The 19,141-nt window shown below is 67.2% G+C and carries 15 protein-coding genes; 1 reads left to right on the forward strand and 14 read right to left on the reverse strand.

Annotated features, from left to right (window positions below):
* Positions 1 to 179: 179 nt before the first annotated feature.
* Positions 180 to 1,682 (reverse strand): MFS transporter, encoded by a 1,503-nt coding sequence (locus ACZ5R1_RS20250; protein ID WP_042136542.1) that lies wholly within the window; start codon positions 1,680 to 1,682, stop codon positions 180 to 182.
* Between the two features lie 141 nt (positions 1,683 to 1,823).
* Here ACZ5R1_RS20250 and ACZ5R1_RS20255 point away from each other — a divergent pair, with 141 nt between their 5' ends.
* On the forward strand, positions 1,824 to 2,747 hold the full coding sequence (locus ACZ5R1_RS20255) for a LysR family transcriptional regulator (RefSeq protein ID WP_042136540.1): 924 nt from the start codon (positions 1,824 to 1,826) through the stop codon (positions 2,745 to 2,747).
* Here ACZ5R1_RS20255 and ACZ5R1_RS20260 read toward each other — a convergent pair.
* From ACZ5R1_RS20260 to iolD, 13 genes are all read right to left on the reverse strand, one after another.
* On the reverse strand, positions 2,728 to 3,846 hold the full coding sequence (locus ACZ5R1_RS20260; protein ID WP_115946648.1) for a metallophosphoesterase: 1,119 nt from the start codon (positions 3,844 to 3,846) through the stop codon (positions 2,728 to 2,730). The genes ACZ5R1_RS20255 and ACZ5R1_RS20260 overlap by 20 nt on opposite strands.
* A 104-nt stretch (positions 3,847 to 3,950) precedes the next feature.
* Complete coding sequence (locus ACZ5R1_RS20265; RefSeq protein WP_115946647.1) at positions 3,951 to 5,237, reverse strand: NTP/NDP exchange transporter; 1,287 nt, start codon at positions 5,235 to 5,237, stop codon at positions 3,951 to 3,953.
* Positions 5,238 to 6,155 carry an aldo/keto reductase gene (locus ACZ5R1_RS20270; protein WP_115946646.1) on the reverse strand — a complete coding sequence of 306 codons (918 nt, stop codon included), beginning with the start codon at positions 6,153 to 6,155 and terminating at the stop codon, positions 5,238 to 5,240.
* A 288-nt stretch (positions 6,156 to 6,443) separates the two neighbouring features.
* Positions 6,444 to 7,520 (reverse strand): UV DNA damage repair endonuclease UvsE, encoded by a 1,077-nt coding sequence (gene uvsE / locus ACZ5R1_RS20275; RefSeq protein WP_042136532.1) that lies wholly within the window; start codon positions 7,518 to 7,520, stop codon positions 6,444 to 6,446.
* A gap of 421 nt (positions 7,521 to 7,941) precedes the next feature.
* Entirely contained in the window at positions 7,942 to 9,210 is a 1,269-nt protein-coding gene (locus ACZ5R1_RS20280; protein WP_027599144.1) for a DUF445 domain-containing protein, read from the reverse strand.
* Between the two features lie 49 nt (positions 9,211 to 9,259).
* On the reverse strand, positions 9,260 to 10,369 hold the full coding sequence (locus ACZ5R1_RS20285) for a Gfo/Idh/MocA family protein (protein ID WP_042136530.1): 1,110 nt from the start codon (positions 10,367 to 10,369) through the stop codon (positions 9,260 to 9,262).
* A 220-nt stretch (positions 10,370 to 10,589) separates the two neighbouring features.
* Positions 10,590 to 11,615, reverse strand: coding sequence for an ABC transporter permease (locus ACZ5R1_RS20290; protein WP_007161522.1), 1,026 nt, complete (start codon positions 11,613 to 11,615; stop codon positions 10,590 to 10,592).
* Positions 11,616 to 11,676: 61 nt separating this feature from the next.
* Positions 11,677 to 13,230 carry a sugar ABC transporter ATP-binding protein gene (locus ACZ5R1_RS20295; RefSeq protein WP_027602842.1) on the reverse strand — a complete coding sequence of 518 codons (1,554 nt, stop codon included), beginning with the start codon at positions 13,228 to 13,230 and terminating at the stop codon, positions 11,677 to 11,679.
* Between the two features lie 442 nt (positions 13,231 to 13,672).
* Positions 13,673 to 14,599: a sugar ABC transporter substrate-binding protein gene (locus ACZ5R1_RS20300; protein WP_027599141.1), complete on the reverse strand. Its 927-nt coding sequence runs from the start codon at positions 14,597 to 14,599 to the stop codon at positions 13,673 to 13,675.
* Positions 14,600 to 14,727: 128 nt separating this feature from the next.
* Positions 14,728 to 14,898, reverse strand: coding sequence for a hypothetical protein (locus ACZ5R1_RS20305; protein WP_156045028.1), 171 nt, complete (start codon positions 14,896 to 14,898; stop codon positions 14,728 to 14,730).
* Positions 14,899 to 15,009: 111 nt separating this feature from the next.
* Complete coding sequence (locus tag ACZ5R1_RS20310; RefSeq protein WP_042136524.1) at positions 15,010 to 16,104, reverse strand: Gfo/Idh/MocA family protein; 1,095 nt, start codon at positions 16,102 to 16,104, stop codon at positions 15,010 to 15,012.
* A 42-nt stretch (positions 16,105 to 16,146) separates the two neighbouring features.
* On the reverse strand, positions 16,147 to 17,157 hold the full coding sequence (iolG, locus tag ACZ5R1_RS20315) for a bifunctional inositol 2-dehydrogenase/D-chiro-inositol 1-dehydrogenase (protein ID WP_042136522.1): 1,011 nt from the start codon (positions 17,155 to 17,157) through the stop codon (positions 16,147 to 16,149).
* Positions 17,158 to 17,200: 43 nt separating this feature from the next.
* Positions 17,201 to 19,138 carry a 3D-(3,5/4)-trihydroxycyclohexane-1,2-dione acylhydrolase (decyclizing) gene (gene iolD / locus ACZ5R1_RS20320; protein WP_115946644.1) on the reverse strand — a complete coding sequence of 646 codons (1,938 nt, stop codon included), beginning with the start codon at positions 19,136 to 19,138 and terminating at the stop codon, positions 17,201 to 17,203.
* Positions 19,139 to 19,141 lie beyond the last annotated feature (3 nt).

Here is a 19,141-nt window from a genome sequence, read left to right on the forward strand (position 1 = left end):
TGGTGAAGTTGAGGTGAGGATAAGAACTTACGCCATGAGGGCAAGGGACTTTTTCCGTGTAGATCACGGATTCACGCTAGAAACTTTGGGGTATTCGGCCCTGCTGAACAGTGGTGGCCAGGGGATCATCCAGGCACCGTCGGGTTGGATGATCCCTTGGCCAAACCTGCCGAATCGCTCTAGCTTGGGCGTGTGGGCCTGAGCATCAGCAGCGTGACCAGCCCGATCAGCGCGGTCACCAGACTCGCGCCTTGCAGCAGGGTAGCGAAGCTATGCAGGTAAGCACCTTGGAGCACGGCGGACGTGGCCAGAGGTAGATTCTCGAGATCGCCCAGCGCCACTTGCTGAGCCAACGCCAGCCTCGCCGGGGCGGACCAGTCGGCCAGCCCCTGGGCGAGCTGCCCTTCTATCAAGGTGCTCAAGATCGCCAAGGCCATCGCCAGGGCGACCCCCTCCCCCGCGACCCGAGTGGTATTGAAGATACCGGCGGCCATGCCGGCCCGCTCCTTGGGGACGACACTGAGCGCCAGGCCATCCATCAGCCCCCAGGGCAACCCTGTCCCCAGGCCGATCAAGGTCAGGCACAGCAGCAGCGCCGGCAGTTCGCCACCCACGGGGAGGCGGCTGAGCGCCAGCAGACCCATCGCCGCGAGTAGGAAGCCGAAGCCACAGAGGTAACCGGCAGGCAGCCAACGCGTCAGCCAGGCCGCCAGTAGCGGGACCACCAGCAACGGCAGGGTCAGGGCCAGCAGAATCAGACCCGCCTGGGTCGCCCCCAGGCCTTCTACCCCGATCAGACGCAGGGGCAACAGGACGATGAAGACGATGTAGCAGACGCAGGTCCCGATGGGCAGCAGCTGCACCCCGAGAAAGCGCGGCAGGCGGAACAGCCGCAACTCCAGCATCGGGCGTCGACTCCTCAGCTGCCCGCGCACGAACAGCAGCAAGCCAAGCGCGGTGAGCAAGAGCAGCGACGTCACCTCGAGCGACGTCCATCCCTGGTGCGGCCCCAGAATGATGGCTGAGGTGAAGGCGATCAGCGTACCGGAGAAGTACAGTACCCCCGGAACATCGAGCCGACTCGCCTGCGGATCGCGACTCTCCCGCAGCCACTTCCAGGCGACCAGCGCGGCACTGCCGGCCAGCAAGGCGATACCCAGGAAAATGGCCCGCCAGCCCCACTCGTCCAGCAAGATCCCGGAGAGCAACGGACCAAAGGCCAACCCCAGTCCGAAGGTCGTGCCGAGCAGGCTGAAGACCCGCGTGCGCGCCGCCCCCTCGAATTCCTGTGCCAGGGCCGCGCTGCCTCCCGCCAGGGCCGCGGCGGCTGCCACGCCCTGAGCGGCTCGCAAGCCATCGAACCAGAGGATCGAAGGGGCCACCGCAAGCAGCAGGGAGACCAGGGTGAAGCTCGCCACACCGGCGAGAAAGAGTCGCTTGCGGCCATAGCGATCGGCCAGGGTTCCCGCAGCCATGAGCAGGCTGCCGAAGCTGAGCATGAAGGCATTGGTGATCCAGGCCATAGCCACGGCATCGGCGTGCAACGCCGCGCCTATGGCAGGCGTTGCCACCGCACCGCCCGTGAAACTCAGCGGCAATACCAGGGCGGCCAGGCAGATGGCGAAGACGATCGGATAACGAGCGGGCGCCATGGGCATGGCCACAGCTGGAGACCTGTACATGAAGAGAGTCCTGCGAATTCGGCAGTGGGCCAGACTGCCGGGGTGAGCGCGCGACGGGCTTTGATCCACCATAACCAGGAAGCAATCGGGGATAAACAGGGCTAACATCCACTGATAACGGAGCAAAAGGACTCAATCGGAATGGACAGCCTGACCAGCTTGGTCGCCTTCGTGAAGACCGCGGATGCCTTGAGCTTCGTCAATGCCGGCCAGGCCATGGGCATCTCGGCGTCCGCCGTCGGCAAGAACGTGGCCAAGCTCGAAGCCTCGCTGCAGGTGCGACTGTTTCATCGCAGCACGCGCAAGGTCAGTCTCACCCCGGAAGGTGCCCTGTTCTACGAGCGCTGCAAGCGGGTTCTGGATGAGCTGGAGGAGGCCCGGGCGCTGCTCTCCCAGACGGCGCGAACGCCCCAAGGCCGACTCAAGGTCAGCCTGCCAACCATCGGCTATCGTTTTCTGCTTCCTCACCTCGCTCCCTTTCGAGAGCACTATCCGCAGATCGAACTGGAGCTGGACTTCAACGATGAGCTGGTGGATGTGATCGACGCAGGTTTCGATGTGGTCATCCGCAGCGGTGGCCTGGCGGATAACAAATTGATGGCCCGGCGCCTAGGCCCCTTCCGCTTCCTGCTGTGCGCCGCACCCGGCTATCTACAAAGGCGTGGTCATCCCACTTTCCCGGCAGACCTGGAGCGGCATGACTGTCTGCGCTACCGCTTCGTGACTACCGGCAAGATCATGGATTGGAGCCTGTCAGCCGACCCGTTGCTTACCCGTTTGCACCTGCCGGCCACCCTGGTCCTCAACAACATGGAAGCCATCCTCATGGCGGCGCAGAACGGCCATGGCATTGCCTTCATGCCGGACTTCCTGGTGCGAGAAGCCCTCGCGGCGGGCCGGCTGGAGACGCTGCTGGATGCCTATACCCAGGACGAAGGCCAGTTCTGGGCGCTCTGGCCTTCCAGCCGCCATCTTTCCCCCAAGGTCCGGGTGTTCGTCGACTTCATCGAACAGCGGCTGTTCAAGGCCGCTGTCAGAGCCAACCCTACCCCCGCCGCAACCTGATCAGGGTGATCTCGCTCGGCGCGCCGAAACGCAGCGGCGGGCCCCAGTAGCCAGTGCCGCGGCTGATGTAGACGGTCAGTCGACCCAGGCGGTGGATGCCGGCCACCCAGGGTTGCTGCAGGCGCACGAAGTGCATCCAGGGCCAGAACTGGCCGCCGTGGGTGTGGCCGGAGAGCTGCAGGTCGGCGCCGGCGGCTTCGGCCTTGGGCGCCGAGCGCGGCTGATGGGCCAGCAGCAGGCGGAACAGGCCTTCCGGGGTGCCGGCGAAGGCGGCGGCGGCGTCGCTGCGGTGGCTGGGCACATAGAGCGGCGCCGAGTAGTCGGTGATGCCGGCCAGCACGAAGGGCGTGCCCTGGTGCTGCAGCACCCGATGCTCGTCGAGCAGCACGGTCAGGCCCTGGTCGCGCCAGGTGCGCACCCAGGCTTCGGCGCCGGAATAGTATTCGTGGTTGCCGGTGATGGCGTAGGTGCCCAAGCGCGCCTTGAGCCCTTGCAGCGGCAGGAATTCGTGCTGCAGTTCAGCCACGCTGCCGTCCACCAGGTCACCGGTGATGGCCACCAGATCGGCGTCCAGGCCGTTGACCCGGTTGACGATGCGTTGCAGATAGCCGGCCTTGATGGTCGGGCCGATGTGCAGGTCGCTCAGTTGCACGATGCGCAGTCCGTCCAGGCCGGAGGGCAGGCTGGGCAAGGCCACTTCCACTTCCTTGACCTTGGCCGTGCGGCGGGCGTTGTAGACGCTGCGCAGGGCCACCAGCAGCACCAGTCCCAGCACCGCCCAGGCACTGCCGACGCGCCAGGCGGCGTCCAGCGGCTGACCGATGAGGCTGGCCAGGGCCACCACCAGACCGCGCAGCAGGCTGAACACCGCCAGGCTGGAGAACACGCCCATGGCGATCAGCGCCGCCCAGGCCAGCAGGCGCGACTGCATGTCCCGCGAACGAAAGCCCAGGGGGACCAGGACGAAAGACAGCAGCAGCAGGGCCCAGAAGGGTAGCTGGGCGGCCGGCGTCAGCCCGAGGTCACCGATGACGCTGAGGCCGATGAACAGGTGCAGGGCGAAGAGAACCAGATACATCATGGCGCGGGAGCGGAACATGGAGGGCCCTGAGGCGAGGAAGAGGTCTTACCTTAGCACCCCGCCGGTCGCCCCTCGGAGCCCCGGTGTGTTTCCGGCTACAACGATTCAGCCGGCATTCAGCGCTACTCCGCCTCGCCGGCCTGGGCCGCCTGATCCGCCCGCCGCCCCAGGTAGAAGCCGAGCCAGGCCCAGAGCGCCGCGCAGCCGGCACCCACCAGCGCCGGCAGCCAGGCGCCGTGGCCGAGCAGATCCAGCAGACTCTTGGCCCAGCCGCTGGCAGCGTCACCGGCGCGATAGACCACGGTGTCGATGAAGTTCTTGGCCTTGTACTGGGTCTCGGCGTCCAACGGCGCGAAGAGCATCTCGCGGCCCGGGCGGATGAAGGCGTATTCGCCGATCCGCCTGACGATCATCAGCCCCGCCAGCATGGCGAAGGTGGGCAGCAGCGCGAGGCCCAGGAAGCCGATGCACATCAGCAGCGGCACCCCGGCCAGCAGCACCCGCACCCCGAGGCGCTGGGCCAGGCGACCGGTGATCAGCACCTGGCTGGCCAGGGCACCGGCCTGGACCACGAAGTCCAGCAGGCCGAACACCTGCACCTGGCGAGCGCGATCGGGAAACAGCTCGGCCACCAGTCGCGCCTGCTCGAAGTAGAGAAAGGTGCTGACCGTGGCCAGCAGGATGACGAAGGCGCTCACCGCCAGCAGATAGGGCGAGGCCAGCACCCGGGTCAGGCCGCTGAAGGGATTGCCGGCCACCGGGCGACGTGGGCTTTCGGTCGGCGGCGCACCCGGGCGTCCGGCACCGCGGGTCTCGCGCCAGCCCATCAGATAGGCCTTGAGCCTGAGCGCCAGGAGCAGCAGCGCGGCGGCCAGCAGCGCGAGGCCCGCTTCACCGATCAGGGGCGCCAGGGCGGCGGCCAGCACCGGCCCGAGCAGCCCGCCGACACTGGCCCCGGCGGCGATGAAGGCGAATAGCCGCCGCGCCTGGGCGCCGTCGAAGACATCGGCCATCAGACTCCAGGCCACCGAGACCACGAAGAGGTTGTAGACCGAGATCCAGACATAGAAGGTGCGTGCCAGCCAGACGCTGTCGCCCAGGCTGGCGAAGCAGGCGGCGAAGGCTAGGAGGTTGAGGGCGAAGAAGCCGTAGACCCAGTCGACGAAGCAAATCCGCGCCACCCGCGAATTGAGCCAGGCGAACAGCGGCACGGCGAGCAGCATCACCACAAAGGTGGCGGTGAACAGCCACTGCAGATTCTCCACGCCGCCGGCGATGCCCATGGCCTCGCGGATCGGCCGCAGCATGAAGTAGCCGGCGAACAGGCAGAGAAACAGCGCAAAGCCCGCCAGGGCTGCGGACGATTCACCGGCGCGGGCGTCGAGGACGCGACCGAGCCAGTCCTTCATCTAGGCGAACAGCCCGGCGATGGCCTCGCGCTGGCGCGCATCGGGCAGCCGCCCGCGTCCGGCCTGGAGGTTGTCGACCATGTAGCGCGGATTGCTGGTGGCGGGGATCACCGCGGTCACCGCCGGGTCGGCGAGGATGAACTTGAGCAGCAGCTGCGCCCAGTTGGTCGCGCCCAGTTCGGCCGCCAGCGGCGGCAGTGGCTTGCCACGGGTGCCGGCGAGCAGGTTGCCGCGCTGGAAGGGTCTATTGATCAGCACGGCGATGCCCTGGTCGCGGCAATAGGGCAGCAGGCGTTTTTCGGCTTCGCGCTCGCCCACGGAATAGTTGAACTGCACGAAGTCGACCTTTTCCTTTTTCAAGGTAGCGAGCAGATCGTCCAGTGCCGCTTCGCGATAGTGGGTGACGCCGACATAGCGCACCTTGCCGGCCTGCTGCTGTTCGCGCAGCAGGGCCAGTTGGTTGGCGGTGTCCTGCAGGTTGTGCACCTGGACCAGATCCAGGCGCTCGGTCTGCAGGGCCCTGAAGCTGGCGGCCAGTTGCGCCGCGCCGCGTTCGCGGCCGGTAGAGGAAATCTTGGTGGCGAGAAAGACCTCGTCGCGGGCCTGGGCCCGCCTGACCAGCTCCCCGGCCACCCGTTCGGAATTGCCATAGCTGGGCGCGGTGTCGATCAGGGTGCCGCCGCCGTCGAGCAACTCCTTGAGCACCTCCTGCAGCGGCGCCAGGGTGGCGTCGTTCAGGTCGACGTCGAGATTGCCCGAGGTGCCGAGGCCGATGACGGGCAGCGCCTCGCCGGAGCGCGGAATCTTGCGGGTCAGCAACGGCTCGGCGGCCTGGGCGCTCTGCCACAACCAGGGCGCGGCGGTCACGGCCGCAGCCAGGGCGGTGGTGGTCTGCAGGAAATGGCGACGGGTCGGCATGGCGGGCCTCGCGACGATCGGATTCGGAAAGGTGACCCTTGAGTTAAGCGGTTCTTCCGGCCGATCGCCCGCCCGGCTCATTGCGGCATGTTGCGGCGCTCTTGCAGGTTGGGCTGAGCGCAGCGAAGCCCAACACCGCCCAAGGTTGGACATCCCTGTTGGACTTCGACGATGAAGCCGTCCCAGACCAACCTACGTGGCTAGCTCCCGTAGCGTGGACAACGGCGTAGCCTTGTCCACTAATGGCATTAGCGCACACCTGTGGAAAACGCTGCGCGGTTTTCCACGCTACGGGTTGGCGGCATCCTGGCCCGCAAGGATGTCGTGATCCGCTGGTGGCAGGCTGCCGTCGCCGCCCAGGTAGCGGTCGTAGAAATCCCGCACCGTGACGTTCTTGTGCTTGGCTTCGAACATGATGTCGAAGCGGTCAAGGAACTGGCAGGCGTAGCGATTGCACCAGTCGTTCCACATCATGTCGCTGTGGGCATAGAGCAGCCGCTTGCTGATCTGCTGCAGCAGGAACTTGATGTCGATGCGCTCGCTGGGCGAGACGCCCATTTCCATCAGCGCCTCCGGCGGCTGGGAGTAGTGCATGGCCGGACGCACCCCGCGCCAGCTGTCGATGATGCGCGCCACCCGCGGCTCCCAGGGATCGATGTAGGCCTCCTCGTGGATCCAGCAGTGGTGGATGTCCAGCACCACCGGGGCGAGGTCGGCCAGTTGCAGGCAGTCGTCGACGCCATAGGTCTTTTCATCGTTCTCGAAGGTGATGCAGTTGCGCGCCTCGCTGGAAAGACGCGGCCAGACCGCGCGGATGCCCGGCACGCCCAGGCGACCGGCGATGTGCACGTTGCACTTGAAGTCCTGGAATGTCTGGCCGTAGCCCATCAGGCGGATCATGTCGGCGTGGTATTCGAATTCCTTCAGGCTGTTTTCCACCACCTCCGGGCGATCCGAGCCCAGCACGCAGAATTGCCCGGGGTGCAGCGACAGCCGCACATCGCGGCGGCGCGCCAGCTCGCCCAGTCGGCCGAAGCGATCCTCCAGCAACGCCTGCAATTCCTGGGAGCGATAGAAGTAGGCGAATTCGGCGTGGCTGTAGAAGGGCAGCAGGTCGCTGCTCAGGCGCAGCATGCGCAGATTGTCCGGCAGGTCGGCGACGTGCTCGACGAATCTCAGCTGGGCATCGAGGTTGTGGGTGACCACGTCCAGCAACTTGGTCTCGGCGGCGGCGCGCTCGACGCTGCCCAGCCAGCGCAGGGTGGTGGTGCGGGTGTTGAAGGCCCGCTCGACCTGCTCCAGTTCCTTGAGCGACAGGCTGCGCTCGGGGTGACGGTACATGCAGGCAAAGCCGATTCGATACATGGGACGCTCGGGTCAGGGACTCTAGGGATTAGTCCGCGCGGCGCCGCTTGGGTGCGGGTGGGGTGATGGGTGGAGGGGGCCTTGGCGTTTGGCGCTCGGGCTTGCCCTCACCCCGACCCTCTCCCGGAGGGAGAGGGGGTGGTATGGCAAGGGGGGTGACGTTCTCGATGTATCAGCTTGAGCGGCGGCAGCCAGTGGAAAACGCTGCGCGGTTTTCCACGCTACGGGAATCGATACTATCGCGGCCATGGCGGTCCGCCGATGCGGCCGCTCTTAGAGGGGATGAGGCTCTTGTAGGAGCGGCCCATGGCCGCGATGAAGATGCGCCCAAGCCTCCTAGCCCGGACCCAACCACACCGTTAGAGCAGGCAGCGGTAGGGTGGAAAACGGCGCAGCCTTTTCCACGCGTGCTCGGGCTGCCCTACCCCGGCCCGAACCACTGCGTCAGCGCATGCAGCACCAGCCCCACCAGGCCGCCCACCAGGGTGCCGTTGATGCGGATGAATTGCAGGTCCTTGCCGACGCTCTGCTCCAGTTGCTGGACCAGTTCGTCGGTGTCCCAGGCGGCTACCCGCTCGGCGATGTAATCGCCGATGCGCTGGCGGTTGCGGTCGATGAAGGGCGGCGCCACCGCCATCAGCTGTTCGTTGATCCAGCGTCTCATGGCCTCGTCGCGACTCAGGGTCTCGCCCAGTTCGGCCAGCAGCCGGCCCAGGCGCCGGCGGATGCGCGAATCCGGCGCGGCGAGATCCGCCTGCAGCCAGTTCACCAATTCGTCCCACAGCTCCTGCAGATAACCCGCCAGCGCCGGGTGCTCCAGCAGCCGGTCGCGCAACTGCTCACCGCGCAGGCGAAAGGCCGGGTCCTCCTTGAGGCGCTCGATGAAGCCGACCAGATAGCCATCGAAATGCCGCCGCAACTCGTGCTCGCGGTCATGGCTGATCTCGCCGATCAGCCGCGACACCGCCTGCACCACCTTGATCGCCGACCAGCGCCCGACCCGCTCGTCCAGCCCCAGGTATTTGAGGGTGCGCAGTTCGCCGCCAATGGTGCGGGCGATCAGCGCCTGGGTGTCTTCGTCCTGCAGCAGGCGATCAATCTCCTGCAGCACCTCGTCGAGCACCGCCTGGTGGCGGCCGTCGGCGGTCAGCATGTCGAGCAGTTCGCCGGACAGCGCCGCCACGTCCAGGCGCTGCAGCCGCTCCACCGCCACCCGCCGGATGAAGGCCTGCACCCGCACCTCGCGCAGGGCCTCCAGGGAATAGCGGGCCACGCCGGTGGCCTGGCTGGCCACCGCGGCGGCGTTGTCCGGCTGACGCAACCAGCCGGCCAGGCGCCCGGCGGCGTCCAGTTCCTCCAGTTTGGCCAGCACCTGGGGCGTGGCGAGGAAGTGCAGGCAGATGAAGTCCGACAGCTTGCGCCCGACCCCGGCCTTGTTGCGCGGGATGATGGCGGTGTGGGGAATCGGCAGGCCCAGCGGATGGCGGAACAGCGCGGTCACCGCGAACCAGTCGGCGATGGCGCCGACCATGGCCGCCTCGGCGAAGGCGGCGGCGTAGCCCCAGGCCGGATGGCGGGCTTCGAGGGCGGTGGCCAAGCAGTACAGCGCCGCCGCCAGGAACAGCAGCAGCAGCGCGATGAGCTTCATGCGCCGGACCGGGGTGAGGCCGTCGCCGGAGAGTGTGGTCATGGAAAGGGGACAATCCTCGCGCGGGATGATCCCGGCATCCTACCCCAGACTAGAGTCTGACCCAGCGCTCCTCCTGCGCCGATTGCCGCGCGGCCTGGGCCAGGCGCTCCACCTCCCAGGCCTCCTGGAAGTCGACGCCGGTGTGATCGGGGTTGCCGCCCAGGGCCTCCAGCAGCGAGCGGACCTCCAGGGTCTTGAGTTCGTTGTAGCCAAGCTGGTGGCCGGGGGCTGGACAGAAGGCGGCGTAGTCCGGCAGGTGCGGACCGGCCAGCAGGGTACGGAAACCAGCCAGGCCCGGACGGTCGCCGACCTGGTAGAGGCGCAGTTCGTTGAGGCGCTCCTGGTCGAAGCTGAGGGTGCCGCGGGTGCCGCAGACCTCGAAGGCCAGGCGATTCTTGCGCCCGTGCTTGAGCCAGCTGGTGGTCAGGGTGCCGCGGGCGCCATTGGCGAAGCGCAGCAGCAGATGGGCCTGGTCGTCGATCTCCACCGTGCGGGTGCCGCCCTGGTGGGGCCGCTGGCCATGGGCGGTGTGCAGATCGGCGCACAGCGCCGCCACCGGGCCGAGCAGAAAGCGCGCCAGCGACAGGATATGGCTGCCCAGGTCGGCCAGGGCGCCGCCTGCCTGGCGGGTCTCGCAACGCCAGGTGAAGGGTCCCTGGGGATCGCCCATGAAGTCTTCGCTGAATTCGCCGCTGAAGCTGACGATCTCGCCCAGCTCGCCGCTCTGGATCAATTCGCGCGCCTGCTTGAGCATGGGATTCTGCAGGTAGTTGTAGCCGACCCGGTTGACCACCCCGGCCTGGCGCGCGGCGTCGCGCATCCGCGTGGCCTCCTCCAGGCTCACCGCCAGGGGCTTTTCGCAATAGACCGCCTTGCCGGCCGCCAGGGCCGCCAGGGCCATGGGCGCGTGCAGCAGGTTGGGGGTGGTGATGGCCACCAGCTCGACCTGGGGATCGGCGATCAGGCGCTCCCAGTCGCAGCTGCGGACGAAACCCCAGGCGTCGGCGCAGCGGGCGGCGCGTTCCGGATCGGCGTCGGCCAGGGCCACCAGCCGCGGACGGACCGGCAAACTGAAGCTGCTCGCCGCATGATGGAAGGCCTGGGCGTGGGCATGACCCATGAAGCCGGTGCCGATCAGACCGATGCCGATGTCGCGCATGTCGTTCTCCGTCAGAGGTATGGAAAGACCCGGCCGGCCAAGCCAGTAGCCGGCCGGGTAAAAGGAAGGGTGGGTGCAGGCTCGCCCTCACCCCGGCCCTCTCCCGGAGGGAGAGGGGGAAAAGCGGTCGGGTGCAGGCGCGGTCCTCTCCCAGGGAGAGGGGGAAGAGCGGTCGGGTGCAGGCGCGGTCCTCTCCCAGGGAAAGGGGAAAGCGCCAGCCCTAGCGCTTGGCCTTGCGCTTGTTGCGGTACTGGTCGATAACCACGGCGACCACGATGATCAGCCCCTTGATGATGTCCTGGACGTAGGCGTCCACCCCGAGAAAGGTGAAGCCGCTGGCCATGGTGCCGAGGATCAGGGCGCCGATCACGGTGCCGGTGATGCGCCCTACCCCACCCGCCAGGCTGGTGCCGCCGATCACCGCCGCGGCGATGGCGTCCAGTTCGTAGGACATGCCCATGCCGGCCTGGCCGGTGGCGGCGCGGGCCGAAGCCACGACCCCGGCCAGGCCCGCCAGCAGGCCGGCGATGCTGTAGACGATGATCAGGTGCTTCTTGACGTTGATGCCGGAGATGCGCGCGGCCTGCATGTTGCCGCCGATGGCATAGGTGTACTTGCCGTACTTGGTGTAGCGCAGGGCGATGTGGAAGATCACCGCCACCACCAGGAAGATGATCACCGGCATGGCCCCGGCGCCGATGGCGGTGTAGTTGTCGGACAGCATGCTGATCGGCTGGCCTTCGGTGTAGTAGCGCGCCAGGCCGCGGGCCGAGACCATCATGCCGAGGGTGGCGATGAAGGGCGGGATGCCGGTGACGGCGATGATGCTGCCGTTGATGGCACCGGCCAGCAGCCCGACCCCTAGGCCGGCCATGACCGGCACCCAGACCGGCAGGTCGGTCAGCGAGGGAAACACCGCGCGGCCGAAGTCCGAGGTTTGGGCCAGACTCGCCGCCACCATGGCCGACAGCGCTAGCACCGAGCCGGAGGAAAGGTCGATGCCGGTGGTGATGATCACCTGGGTCACGGCGATGGCCAGCAGGCCGATGATCGAGACCTGCAGGATCATCAGCACCAGGCGCTGGGAATTCATCAGGAAACTCTGGTCGCGCAGCACCCAGCCGAAGGCCTCGAAGGCCAGGCCGATGCCCAGTAGCACCAGCAGGATGCCCAGTTCGGTGGGGATGCGGCGCCGTGGGCGCGCGGTGGGTAGCTCGGCGGTTTTCTTGTCCAGGAGGGCACTCATCTTGTTCTACCTCGTTATAGGCCGGAGGCGGCGGGCAGGCACCCGCCGCGCGTGACGCGCGCTAGTGCAGTACGGGATTGCCCGAGGCCAGGTGCATGACCCGCTCCTGGGTGGCTTCGCCGCGATCGAGAAAGCCGGTGACGGTGCCTTCGTGCATCACCATCACCCGGTCGCTCATGCCCAGGACCTCGGGCAGTTCGGAAGAAATCATGATTACCGCCAGGCCCTCGGCGGCCAGCTTGGCGATCAACCGGTAGATCTCGGCCTTGGCACCGACGTCGATGCCGCGGGTGGGCTCGTCGAGGATGAGGATGCGCGGGCGGGTCATCAGCCAGCGGGCGATCAGCGCCTTCTGCTGGTTGCCGCCGGAGAGGTTGGCGATGCACTGGTCCAGCGAGGGGGTCTTCACCCGCAGCTGCTGGCGCATCTCCTCGCAGAGCTGATCGAGGCGCTGCTGCTGCACGAAGCCGCCGCTGGCGAAGCCGTTCAGCACTGCCACCTCCATGTTTTCCCCCACCGACAGGCAGGGAAAGATGCCGGTGTCCTTGCGGTCCTCGGTAAGCAGCGCCAGGCCTTTCTGGATGGCGAGGCAGGGATCGTTCATGCGCACCGGCTGGCCATCGATGCGGATCTCGCCGGCGGTGGCCGGGGTCACCCCGAACAGCGTCTCGGCGACGTTGGTGCGCCCCGAGCCCATCAGCCCGGCGATGCCCAGCACCTCGCCGGCGCGCAGGTCGAAGGAGACGCCGGAAAACACCCCGTCCAGCCCCAGGTCGCGCACCGACAGCAGCACCTCGTCACGCGGCGCGGTGCGTTCCGGGAACAGCTGGGTCAGTTCGCGCCCCACCATCATGGCGATCAGGCCGTCGCCGTTCATGCTGTCGGCGCGCTGCAGGCCGATGTACTGGCCATCGCGGAACACCGCGACCTCGTCGGCGATCTGGAACACCTCGTCCATCTTGTGGGTGATGTAGACGATGCCCTTACCCTGGGCCTTGAGGTCGGCAATGATGGAAAACAGGTGCGCCACCTCGGTCTCGGTGATGGCCGAGGTGGGTTCGTCCATGATCAGCACGTCGCTGTCGTAGGACACCGCCTTGGCGATTTCCACCATCTGCCGCCCGGCGATGGACAGGCTGCCCACGCTGTCTTCCGGATCCAGGGCGATGCGCAGCCGGTCCAGCAGAGCCTGGGTCTGGCGACGCATCTTGCCGTGGTCCACCAGGTGCAGGGCATTGAGCGGTTCGCGACCCAGCCAGATGTTCTCGGCGATGGTCATGAAGGGCATCAGGTTGAGTTCCTGGTGGATCATGGCGATCCCCGACTGCAGCGCCTGCAGCGGCGTCTCGAAGCGCACCGGCACGCCGCGCAGCCGCACCTCGCCGGCATCGGGCTGGTAGATGCCGGCGATGATCTTCATCAGCGTCGACTTGCCCGCACCGTTCTCGCCCATCAGCGCCAGCACGGTGCCGGGACGCACCCGCAGCTGCACGTGGGACAACGCCTTGACGCCGGGAAACTCCTTGGTGACGTCGACGATTTCCAGCAGGTATTCGCTGGGTGCGGCCGTGGCCGCAGGGGCGGGAGCTGTGGCAGGGGTGGCGGAACTGAGCATGATCACGATCTCCTCGCGGGCGCCGACCGGGCGGCGCGGGCCGCTGGTCAGTGAGGGGTGCGGGGCGCAGGGCTGGCCGTGACGGCATTCGTCAGGTGCTGACAGGTGCCCGGCGGACAGGAGATCGGAGACCCATGCAGGGACAGGAAGCGGGATGGCATGACGGCACCTTTTATTCTTGTTGAAGGGCGCGCTCGCCGAGGCAAGCGTGCCGCTGTACGTCTTGGCTTGCTCTCGACTCTATTGGAAAATAAATTCCAGTCAATATATTTTTGGAATTTTTAGGTGATAACGATCACCGGTTTCCTGCCCAACTGGCGCCGGGTGGAAAGGCCCCGAATAGACGAAACGGGCAGTCCGCTGCCGGACTGCCCGTTTGGTGTGGAAAACCGTGCTGTCGCGGCGCCGTGCCCTCATTCCAGGGCAGCCGCGGCGCCTCAGGTCATTTGGTCATGGCCTGGAATTCGGCGACGTTTTCTGGGGTGATCAGGCGGAAGGGAATCAACACATTCTGCTCGCCCGGGGTCTTGTTGATCATCTTGAGCGCCGCATCGAGGGCCCCTTCGGCCTGGCCCTTGGCGTCCTGGAACACCGAGACCGTCACCAGGCCCCGCTTGATGGCGGCCAAGCCATCCGGCGTACCGTCGACCCCGGTGACCAGCACGTCCTTCTTGCCGGCCTGACGCAGGGCCATGGCCGCGCCGATGGCCATCTCGTCGTTGTTGGCGAAGATGGCGTTGAGCTCCTTGCCGGCCAGCAGCCAGTTGCTGGTCAGGTCCATGGACTTGTCGCGCTGCCAGGCCGCGGTCTGCTCCTCGACGATCTTGATGTCCGGGTACTTGGCCAGGACTTCCTTCACCCCGGCGGTGCGGTTGTGGGTGGAGTTGTTGGCCAGGTCGCCCAGCAGGATGGCCACCTGGCCCTTGCCGCCGAGCTTGTCCGCCACGTACTGAGCCTGCAGGCGGCCGGCTTCCTTGTCGTCGGAGGTCACCGCCACCACGCCCGCCGGCAACTTGGGATCGTCGGGGCGGCGGTTGATGTAGACGATGGGCACGCCGGCCTTGGTGGCGGCCTCGGTCAGGGTCCGGGTGGCGGCGGTGTCCACCGGATTGACGATGACCGCATCGACCTTCTGGCTGATGAAGCTCTGCACCTGGCTGAGCTGCTTGACCACGTCGTTGCGGGCGTCCTCGAATTGCAGCTGCACGCCGTCGGTCTTGGCCTTCTTGGTCATGTATTCGCGCACATAGGTGAGGTAGTTGTCGTCGAACGACGACATGGTCACCCCGACCTTGAGGTCCGCCAGGGCCGCGCTGCTGCCCAGCAGCAGCGACAGCGCCAGGGTGGCAAAGCGAGTTTTTTTCTGCATGGTTCAGGCTCCATTCGTGGGGTGACGATCAGCAAGGGGATCAGGCAGACGCAACGGCCAGGCGCACCTCGGGCGCCACGCGGTCTTGAACCGGGCGGAGCCTGGGCGGACGCCGGACAGCGTGGGGATCAGTGGGGGCGGTAGAACACCGCGGCGCCGGGCGAGGCGCAGAGCACGGCGCCGCTGCGCTCGTGGCAGAACAGCCGGCCCAGCAAGGCGAGCAGCCGGGAGGGACGCTGCACCTTGAGGCGGTGCACGGTGGCGAGGACGAGACGGAAGGAATGCGTGGAGTGGTTCATGTGACGGCACCTATTATTGTTGTCGGGGCGCACGGCCCTGGTGACTCGTGTGTGCAACTGCTCTCGACTCTATTGGAAATTTAATTCCACAACAAGAGCAAAATAGAAATTTCATTCGACATTCGCGGACGACCGCCGTGCGCGTCCCTGGGCACCTGTCAGCGACCGCTCCGCCGTCTCTGCGCGGCCCTCTACCGCCAGGCTTTCGCCCGTTCGGGCACTCTGCCGCGCCGCCTCCAGGATCGCCAGGCAGGCCAGGGTTTCCCGCGGCGTGACCGGCAAGGGCGCGCCCTGGGTCAGGGCGGCCAGCCAGCCTTCGTAGAACAGGTCCCAGCGGCCCCGTTCGCTCGGCACCCGCGAGCGCTCCTCGCCCACGCTCAACCAGCCCCAGCGCTGATGTTCCTCGGCGCCCCAGCTGCCCTTTTCGCTGCGCGGGGTACGCCCCTGGCGCAGGGCCGCGGCCTGGCCGTCCAGGCCATCGACGCTATAGACGCCTCGCTCGCCGACCACCCGCAACCGCTGCGGACAGCGCTGCAGGCCGCTGCCCGAAAGGTGCGAGACCACCCCCGAGCGATGACGCAGGGACAGAAAGAATTCCCGCTCCCGCGCGGGATCGCCACGGGGGAACTGCGCCTCGGCATAGACCCGTTCGACCGGCCCGAACAGCAGCAGCGCCTGGTCCACCAGATGGCTGCCCAGTTCGAGGAGCAGGCCCGCCTCGGTGCCCAGGCCCGCCGCGGTCAGGTCCGTCAGTTGCAGGCGCGACTCGAAGAGGCGTACCCGTCCCAGGCGCTTCTCGCGCAGCAGGCGGGCCAGGGTAAGCAGATCCGAATCCCAGCGGCGCGGTTGATGGATGCAGAGCGGGACGCCACGCCGTTCGGCCAGCGCCAGCAGCTCCTCGGCTTCTGCCAGGGTCCTCGCCAGCGGCGACGCGCAGACCACCGGCAGGCCCCGCAGCAACGCCTCCCGCACCTGCGCCTCCCGTTCGCCGAGGGGCGTGGCGATCACCAGGCTGTCCACCCCGGCAGCGATCAGACCGGCCATGTCGGCATGGCAGGTGACGCCGGGATACGCCCTGCTCAGCTCGGCGCCTGGCGCCGGCGAGCCGGTCACCAGCCCCACCAGCTGGGCACCCGGGGTACTGGCGATCAGCGGCGCCTGCAGCAGGCGCCCGGGGCCGTCGTAGCCGACCAGTCCGATTCTCACGTGCGGAGCCTCCCCTGCAGGCAGCTCATCCCTGCGGGTGACCTAATCGTAGAAGGCCGGCCGGCTGGGCAGGGTCACCGGCTCGATGGCGCCGCTGTCCTGCGCCTTGATGCAGGCGTCGGCGGTGACCGCGGCGATATAGCCGTCCCAGGACGATGGCCCAGTCAGCTGGCCAGCGGCGAGGTCGTCGATGAAGGCCTGCAGCTCCACGTCGTAGGCGGCGATGAATCTGTCCTTCCAGTCCATCAGGATCTCGTTGGACAGCCGCGCCTCGCTGCGCAACTGCACCGAGGTCGGCTCCGGCAGGCGGGCGATGCCGCGCTCGCCGACGATCTCGCACTGGATGTCGTAGCCGTACTGGCAATTGACGAACACCTCGACGTCGATGCGCACGCCCTTGGCCGTTTCCAGCAGCACCACCTGGGGATCGCGCAGGTGCTCGCGCGCCGCCGGCGCCTTGCGCGGAAAGACCACCTGGGCGGAGACGTAGTGATCGTCCAGCAGCCAGGCCAGCACATTGATCTCGTGGATCAGGGTGTCGGTGATGGCCATGTCGGTGCTGTAGTGCTCGCTCACCGTGGGATTGCGGTGAGCGGCGTGGATCATCAGCGGCGCGCCGATGCGATCGGCGTCGACCACTGCCTTGAGCTGGCGATAACCGGCGTCGTAGGGCCGCATGAAACCCACCTGCACCAGCCGCTTGCCGTGGGCCTGCTCGGCCTCGACGATGCGCCGGCAGCCCTCGGCGGTGGTCGCCAGGGGCTTTTCGCAGAACACCGGCTTGCCGGCGGCGATGGCGGCCAGCACGTATTCCTCGTGGGTCGGGCCCCAGGAAGCTACCAGCACCGCCTGGACGTCCGCCGCGGCGATCAGCGCATGGCCGTCCGGGTAGACCTCGGCGGCGATGCCCAGCTCCTGGACCACCCGGGCGGCCTGTTCGGCGTTGATGTCGGTCACCGCCACCACGCGACTGCCCAGCAGGGTGTGGCTCAGGCGGCGGATGTGTTCGCGGCCGATGGCGCCGGTCCCGATGACACCGATGTTCAAGGTCATGACTTCATTCTCCGATTTGGACTTGTTGTGGAGTGAGCGGCGCTCAGTACTGGCGGGCCTGGGCGGCTTTTTCCCTGAGCACACGGGCGACGGCGGCGATCTTTTCGCTGGTGGCGACCTCGGCGCCGCCTACTCGCCACCAGGACAGGTAGCCGTGCAGCATGGTCTTGGGCAGCACCTTGATGTCGATCAGGGTGGAAACCGTCTGCCGCCGGGCATCGGCCAGGGCCGCTTCCAGCTCCTCCAGGGTGCGCACGCTGTAGGTCTTGCAGCCGTAGGCGGCGGCGCTCATGGCGAAGTCCACCGGCACGAAGTCGCCGTCGAGCCGGCCGGTCTCCGGATTGCGGTAGCGGAATTCGGTGCCGAAGCTGCCCATGCCATGGCCGACCTGCAGGTTGTTGATGCAACCGAAGGTCATGTTGTCGAGCAGCACCACGTTGATCTTGCGCCGCTCCTGGATGGAGGTGGCCAGCTCCGAGTGCAGCATCTGGTAGGAACCATCACCCACCAGCGCATAGACCTCGCGCTCGGGCTCGGCCAGCTTCACCCCCAGGGCGGCGTTGATCTCGTAGCCCATGCAGGAATAGCCGTATTCCAGGTGATAGGTGTTGACGCCCTTGCTCTGCCAGGCGCGCTGCAGGTCACCCGGCAGGCTGCCGGCGGCGGCGACGATGATGGCGTCGTCGTCCAGCCGCTCGTTGAGCCGGCCGAGCACCTGGCTCTGGGTCAGGGAGGAGCCGGTCAGGCGAACGAATTCTTCCAGCACCGCCCGTGGCAGGTCGTCGTCGATCTCCGGGACGAAGTCGGCGCCGGTGTAGCCCACTGCATAGACCCGCTCCACCTCCTGGCGATAGCGCTCACGCGCCTCGCCCACCTGGGCGCCCCAGCCGGCACGATAGTCGGTGGCGCCCAGCGCCTCGGTCAGCGCCAGGAGCGCTTCGCGGGCATCGGCCACCACGGCCAGGCCGTCGAGCTTGCCGGCGTCGAAGGCGGCCACGTTGAGGTTGAGAAATTCCACCTCGGGATGCTGGTAGAGCCATTTCGAGGAGGTGGTGAAATCGGTGTAGCGGGTGCCCACGCCGATGATGAGGTCGGCCTCCTTGGCCAGCAGGTTGGCGGCCAGGCAGCCGGTCTCGCCGATGCCGCCGACATTGAGTTCGTGGCTGGAGACGACCGCGCTCTTGCCGGCCTGGGTCTCGGCGAAGGGAATCTCGAAGCGCTCGGCGAAGCGCTGCAGGGCCTCGGCGGCGGCGGAATACTTCACCCCGCCGCCGCAGATCAGCAGCGGCTTGCGCTTGCGCTTGAGCAGCTGCACCGCGTCTTCGATGGCGGCGGCCACCGGCGGCCGGCGATCCAGGCGGTGCACCCGCTTGGCGAAGAAGTAGTCGGGATAGTCGTAGGCCTCGCCCTGGACATCCTGGGGCAGCGCCAGGGTCACGGCGCCGGTCTCGGCCGGATCGGTCAGCACGCGCATGGCGTTGATCGCCGCGCTCATCAGCTGCTCGGGGCGGTTGATGCGATCCCAGTATTTGCTCACCGCGCGAAAGGCATCGTTGGTGCTGATCGACAGGTCGTGGAATTGCTCGATCTGCTGCAGCACCGGATCGGGCTGGCGACTGGCATAGACGTCGCCGGGCAACAGCAGCAGCGGAATGCGGTTGGCGGTGGCGGTGGCCGCGGCGGTCAGCATGTTGGCCGCGCCCGGGCCCACCGAGGAGGTGCAGGCATAGATCTGCCGGCGCAGCTTCTGCTTGGCGAAACCGGTGGCGGCATGGGCCATGCCCTGCTCGTTGCGGCCTTGGTGCACCACCAGGTCACCGGCCTCCTGCTCCAGCGCCTGGCCCAGACCGAGCACGTTGCCGTGGCCGAAGATGGTGAAGACGCCGGCGACGAACTTGGTCTCGACGCCATCGACACTGAGGTACTGGTTGTCGAGAAATTTCACCAGGGCCTGGGCCATGGTCAGACGTTGGGTGCTCATGGC

Source organism: Pseudomonas sp. Pso3, assembly GCF_055393275.1.

Bases quoted from the DNA above. Each gene is read 5' to 3' on its own strand.
- ACZ5R1_RS20280 (WP_027599144.1), bottom strand. From the start codon at position 9,210: ATGACCACACTCTCCGGCGACGGCCTCACCCCGGTCCGGCGCATGAAG.
- ACZ5R1_RS20255 (WP_042136540.1), top strand. From the start codon at position 1,824: ATGGACAGCCTGACCAGCTTGGTCGCCTTCGTGAAGACCGCGGATGCC.
- ACZ5R1_RS20305 (WP_156045028.1), bottom strand. From the start codon at position 14,898: ATGAACCACTCCACGCATTCCTTCCGTCTCGTCCTCGCCACCGTGCAC.
- ACZ5R1_RS20270 (WP_115946646.1), bottom strand. From the start codon at position 6,155: ATGCCGACCCGTCGCCATTTCCTGCAGACCACCACCGCCCTGGCTGCG.
- ACZ5R1_RS20265 (WP_115946647.1), bottom strand. From the start codon at position 5,237: ATGAAGGACTGGCTCGGTCGCGTCCTCGACGCCCGCGCCGGTGAATCG.
- iolD (WP_115946644.1), bottom strand. From the start codon at position 19,138: ATGAGCACCCAACGTCTGACCATGGCCCAGGCCCTGGTGAAATTTCTC.
- iolG (WP_042136522.1), bottom strand. From the start codon at position 17,157: ATGACCTTGAACATCGGTGTCATCGGGACCGGCGCCATCGGCCGCGAA.
- ACZ5R1_RS20290 (WP_007161522.1), bottom strand. From the start codon at position 11,615: ATGAGTGCCCTCCTGGACAAGAAAACCGCCGAGCTACCCACCGCGCGC.
- uvsE (WP_042136532.1), bottom strand. From the start codon at position 7,520: ATGTATCGAATCGGCTTTGCCTGCATGTACCGTCACCCCGAGCGCAGC.
- ACZ5R1_RS20260 (WP_115946648.1), bottom strand. From the start codon at position 3,846: ATGTTCCGCTCCCGCGCCATGATGTATCTGGTTCTCTTCGCCCTGCAC.
- ACZ5R1_RS20295 (WP_027602842.1), bottom strand. From the start codon at position 13,230: ATGCTCAGTTCCGCCACCCCTGCCACAGCTCCCGCCCCTGCGGCCACG.
- ACZ5R1_RS20285 (WP_042136530.1), bottom strand. From the start codon at position 10,369: ATGCGCGACATCGGCATCGGTCTGATCGGCACCGGCTTCATGGGTCAT.
- ACZ5R1_RS20300 (WP_027599141.1), bottom strand. From the start codon at position 14,599: ATGCAGAAAAAAACTCGCTTTGCCACCCTGGCGCTGTCGCTGCTGCTG.
- ACZ5R1_RS20250 (WP_042136542.1), bottom strand. From the start codon at position 1,682: ATGTACAGGTCTCCAGCTGTGGCCATGCCCATGGCGCCCGCTCGTTAT.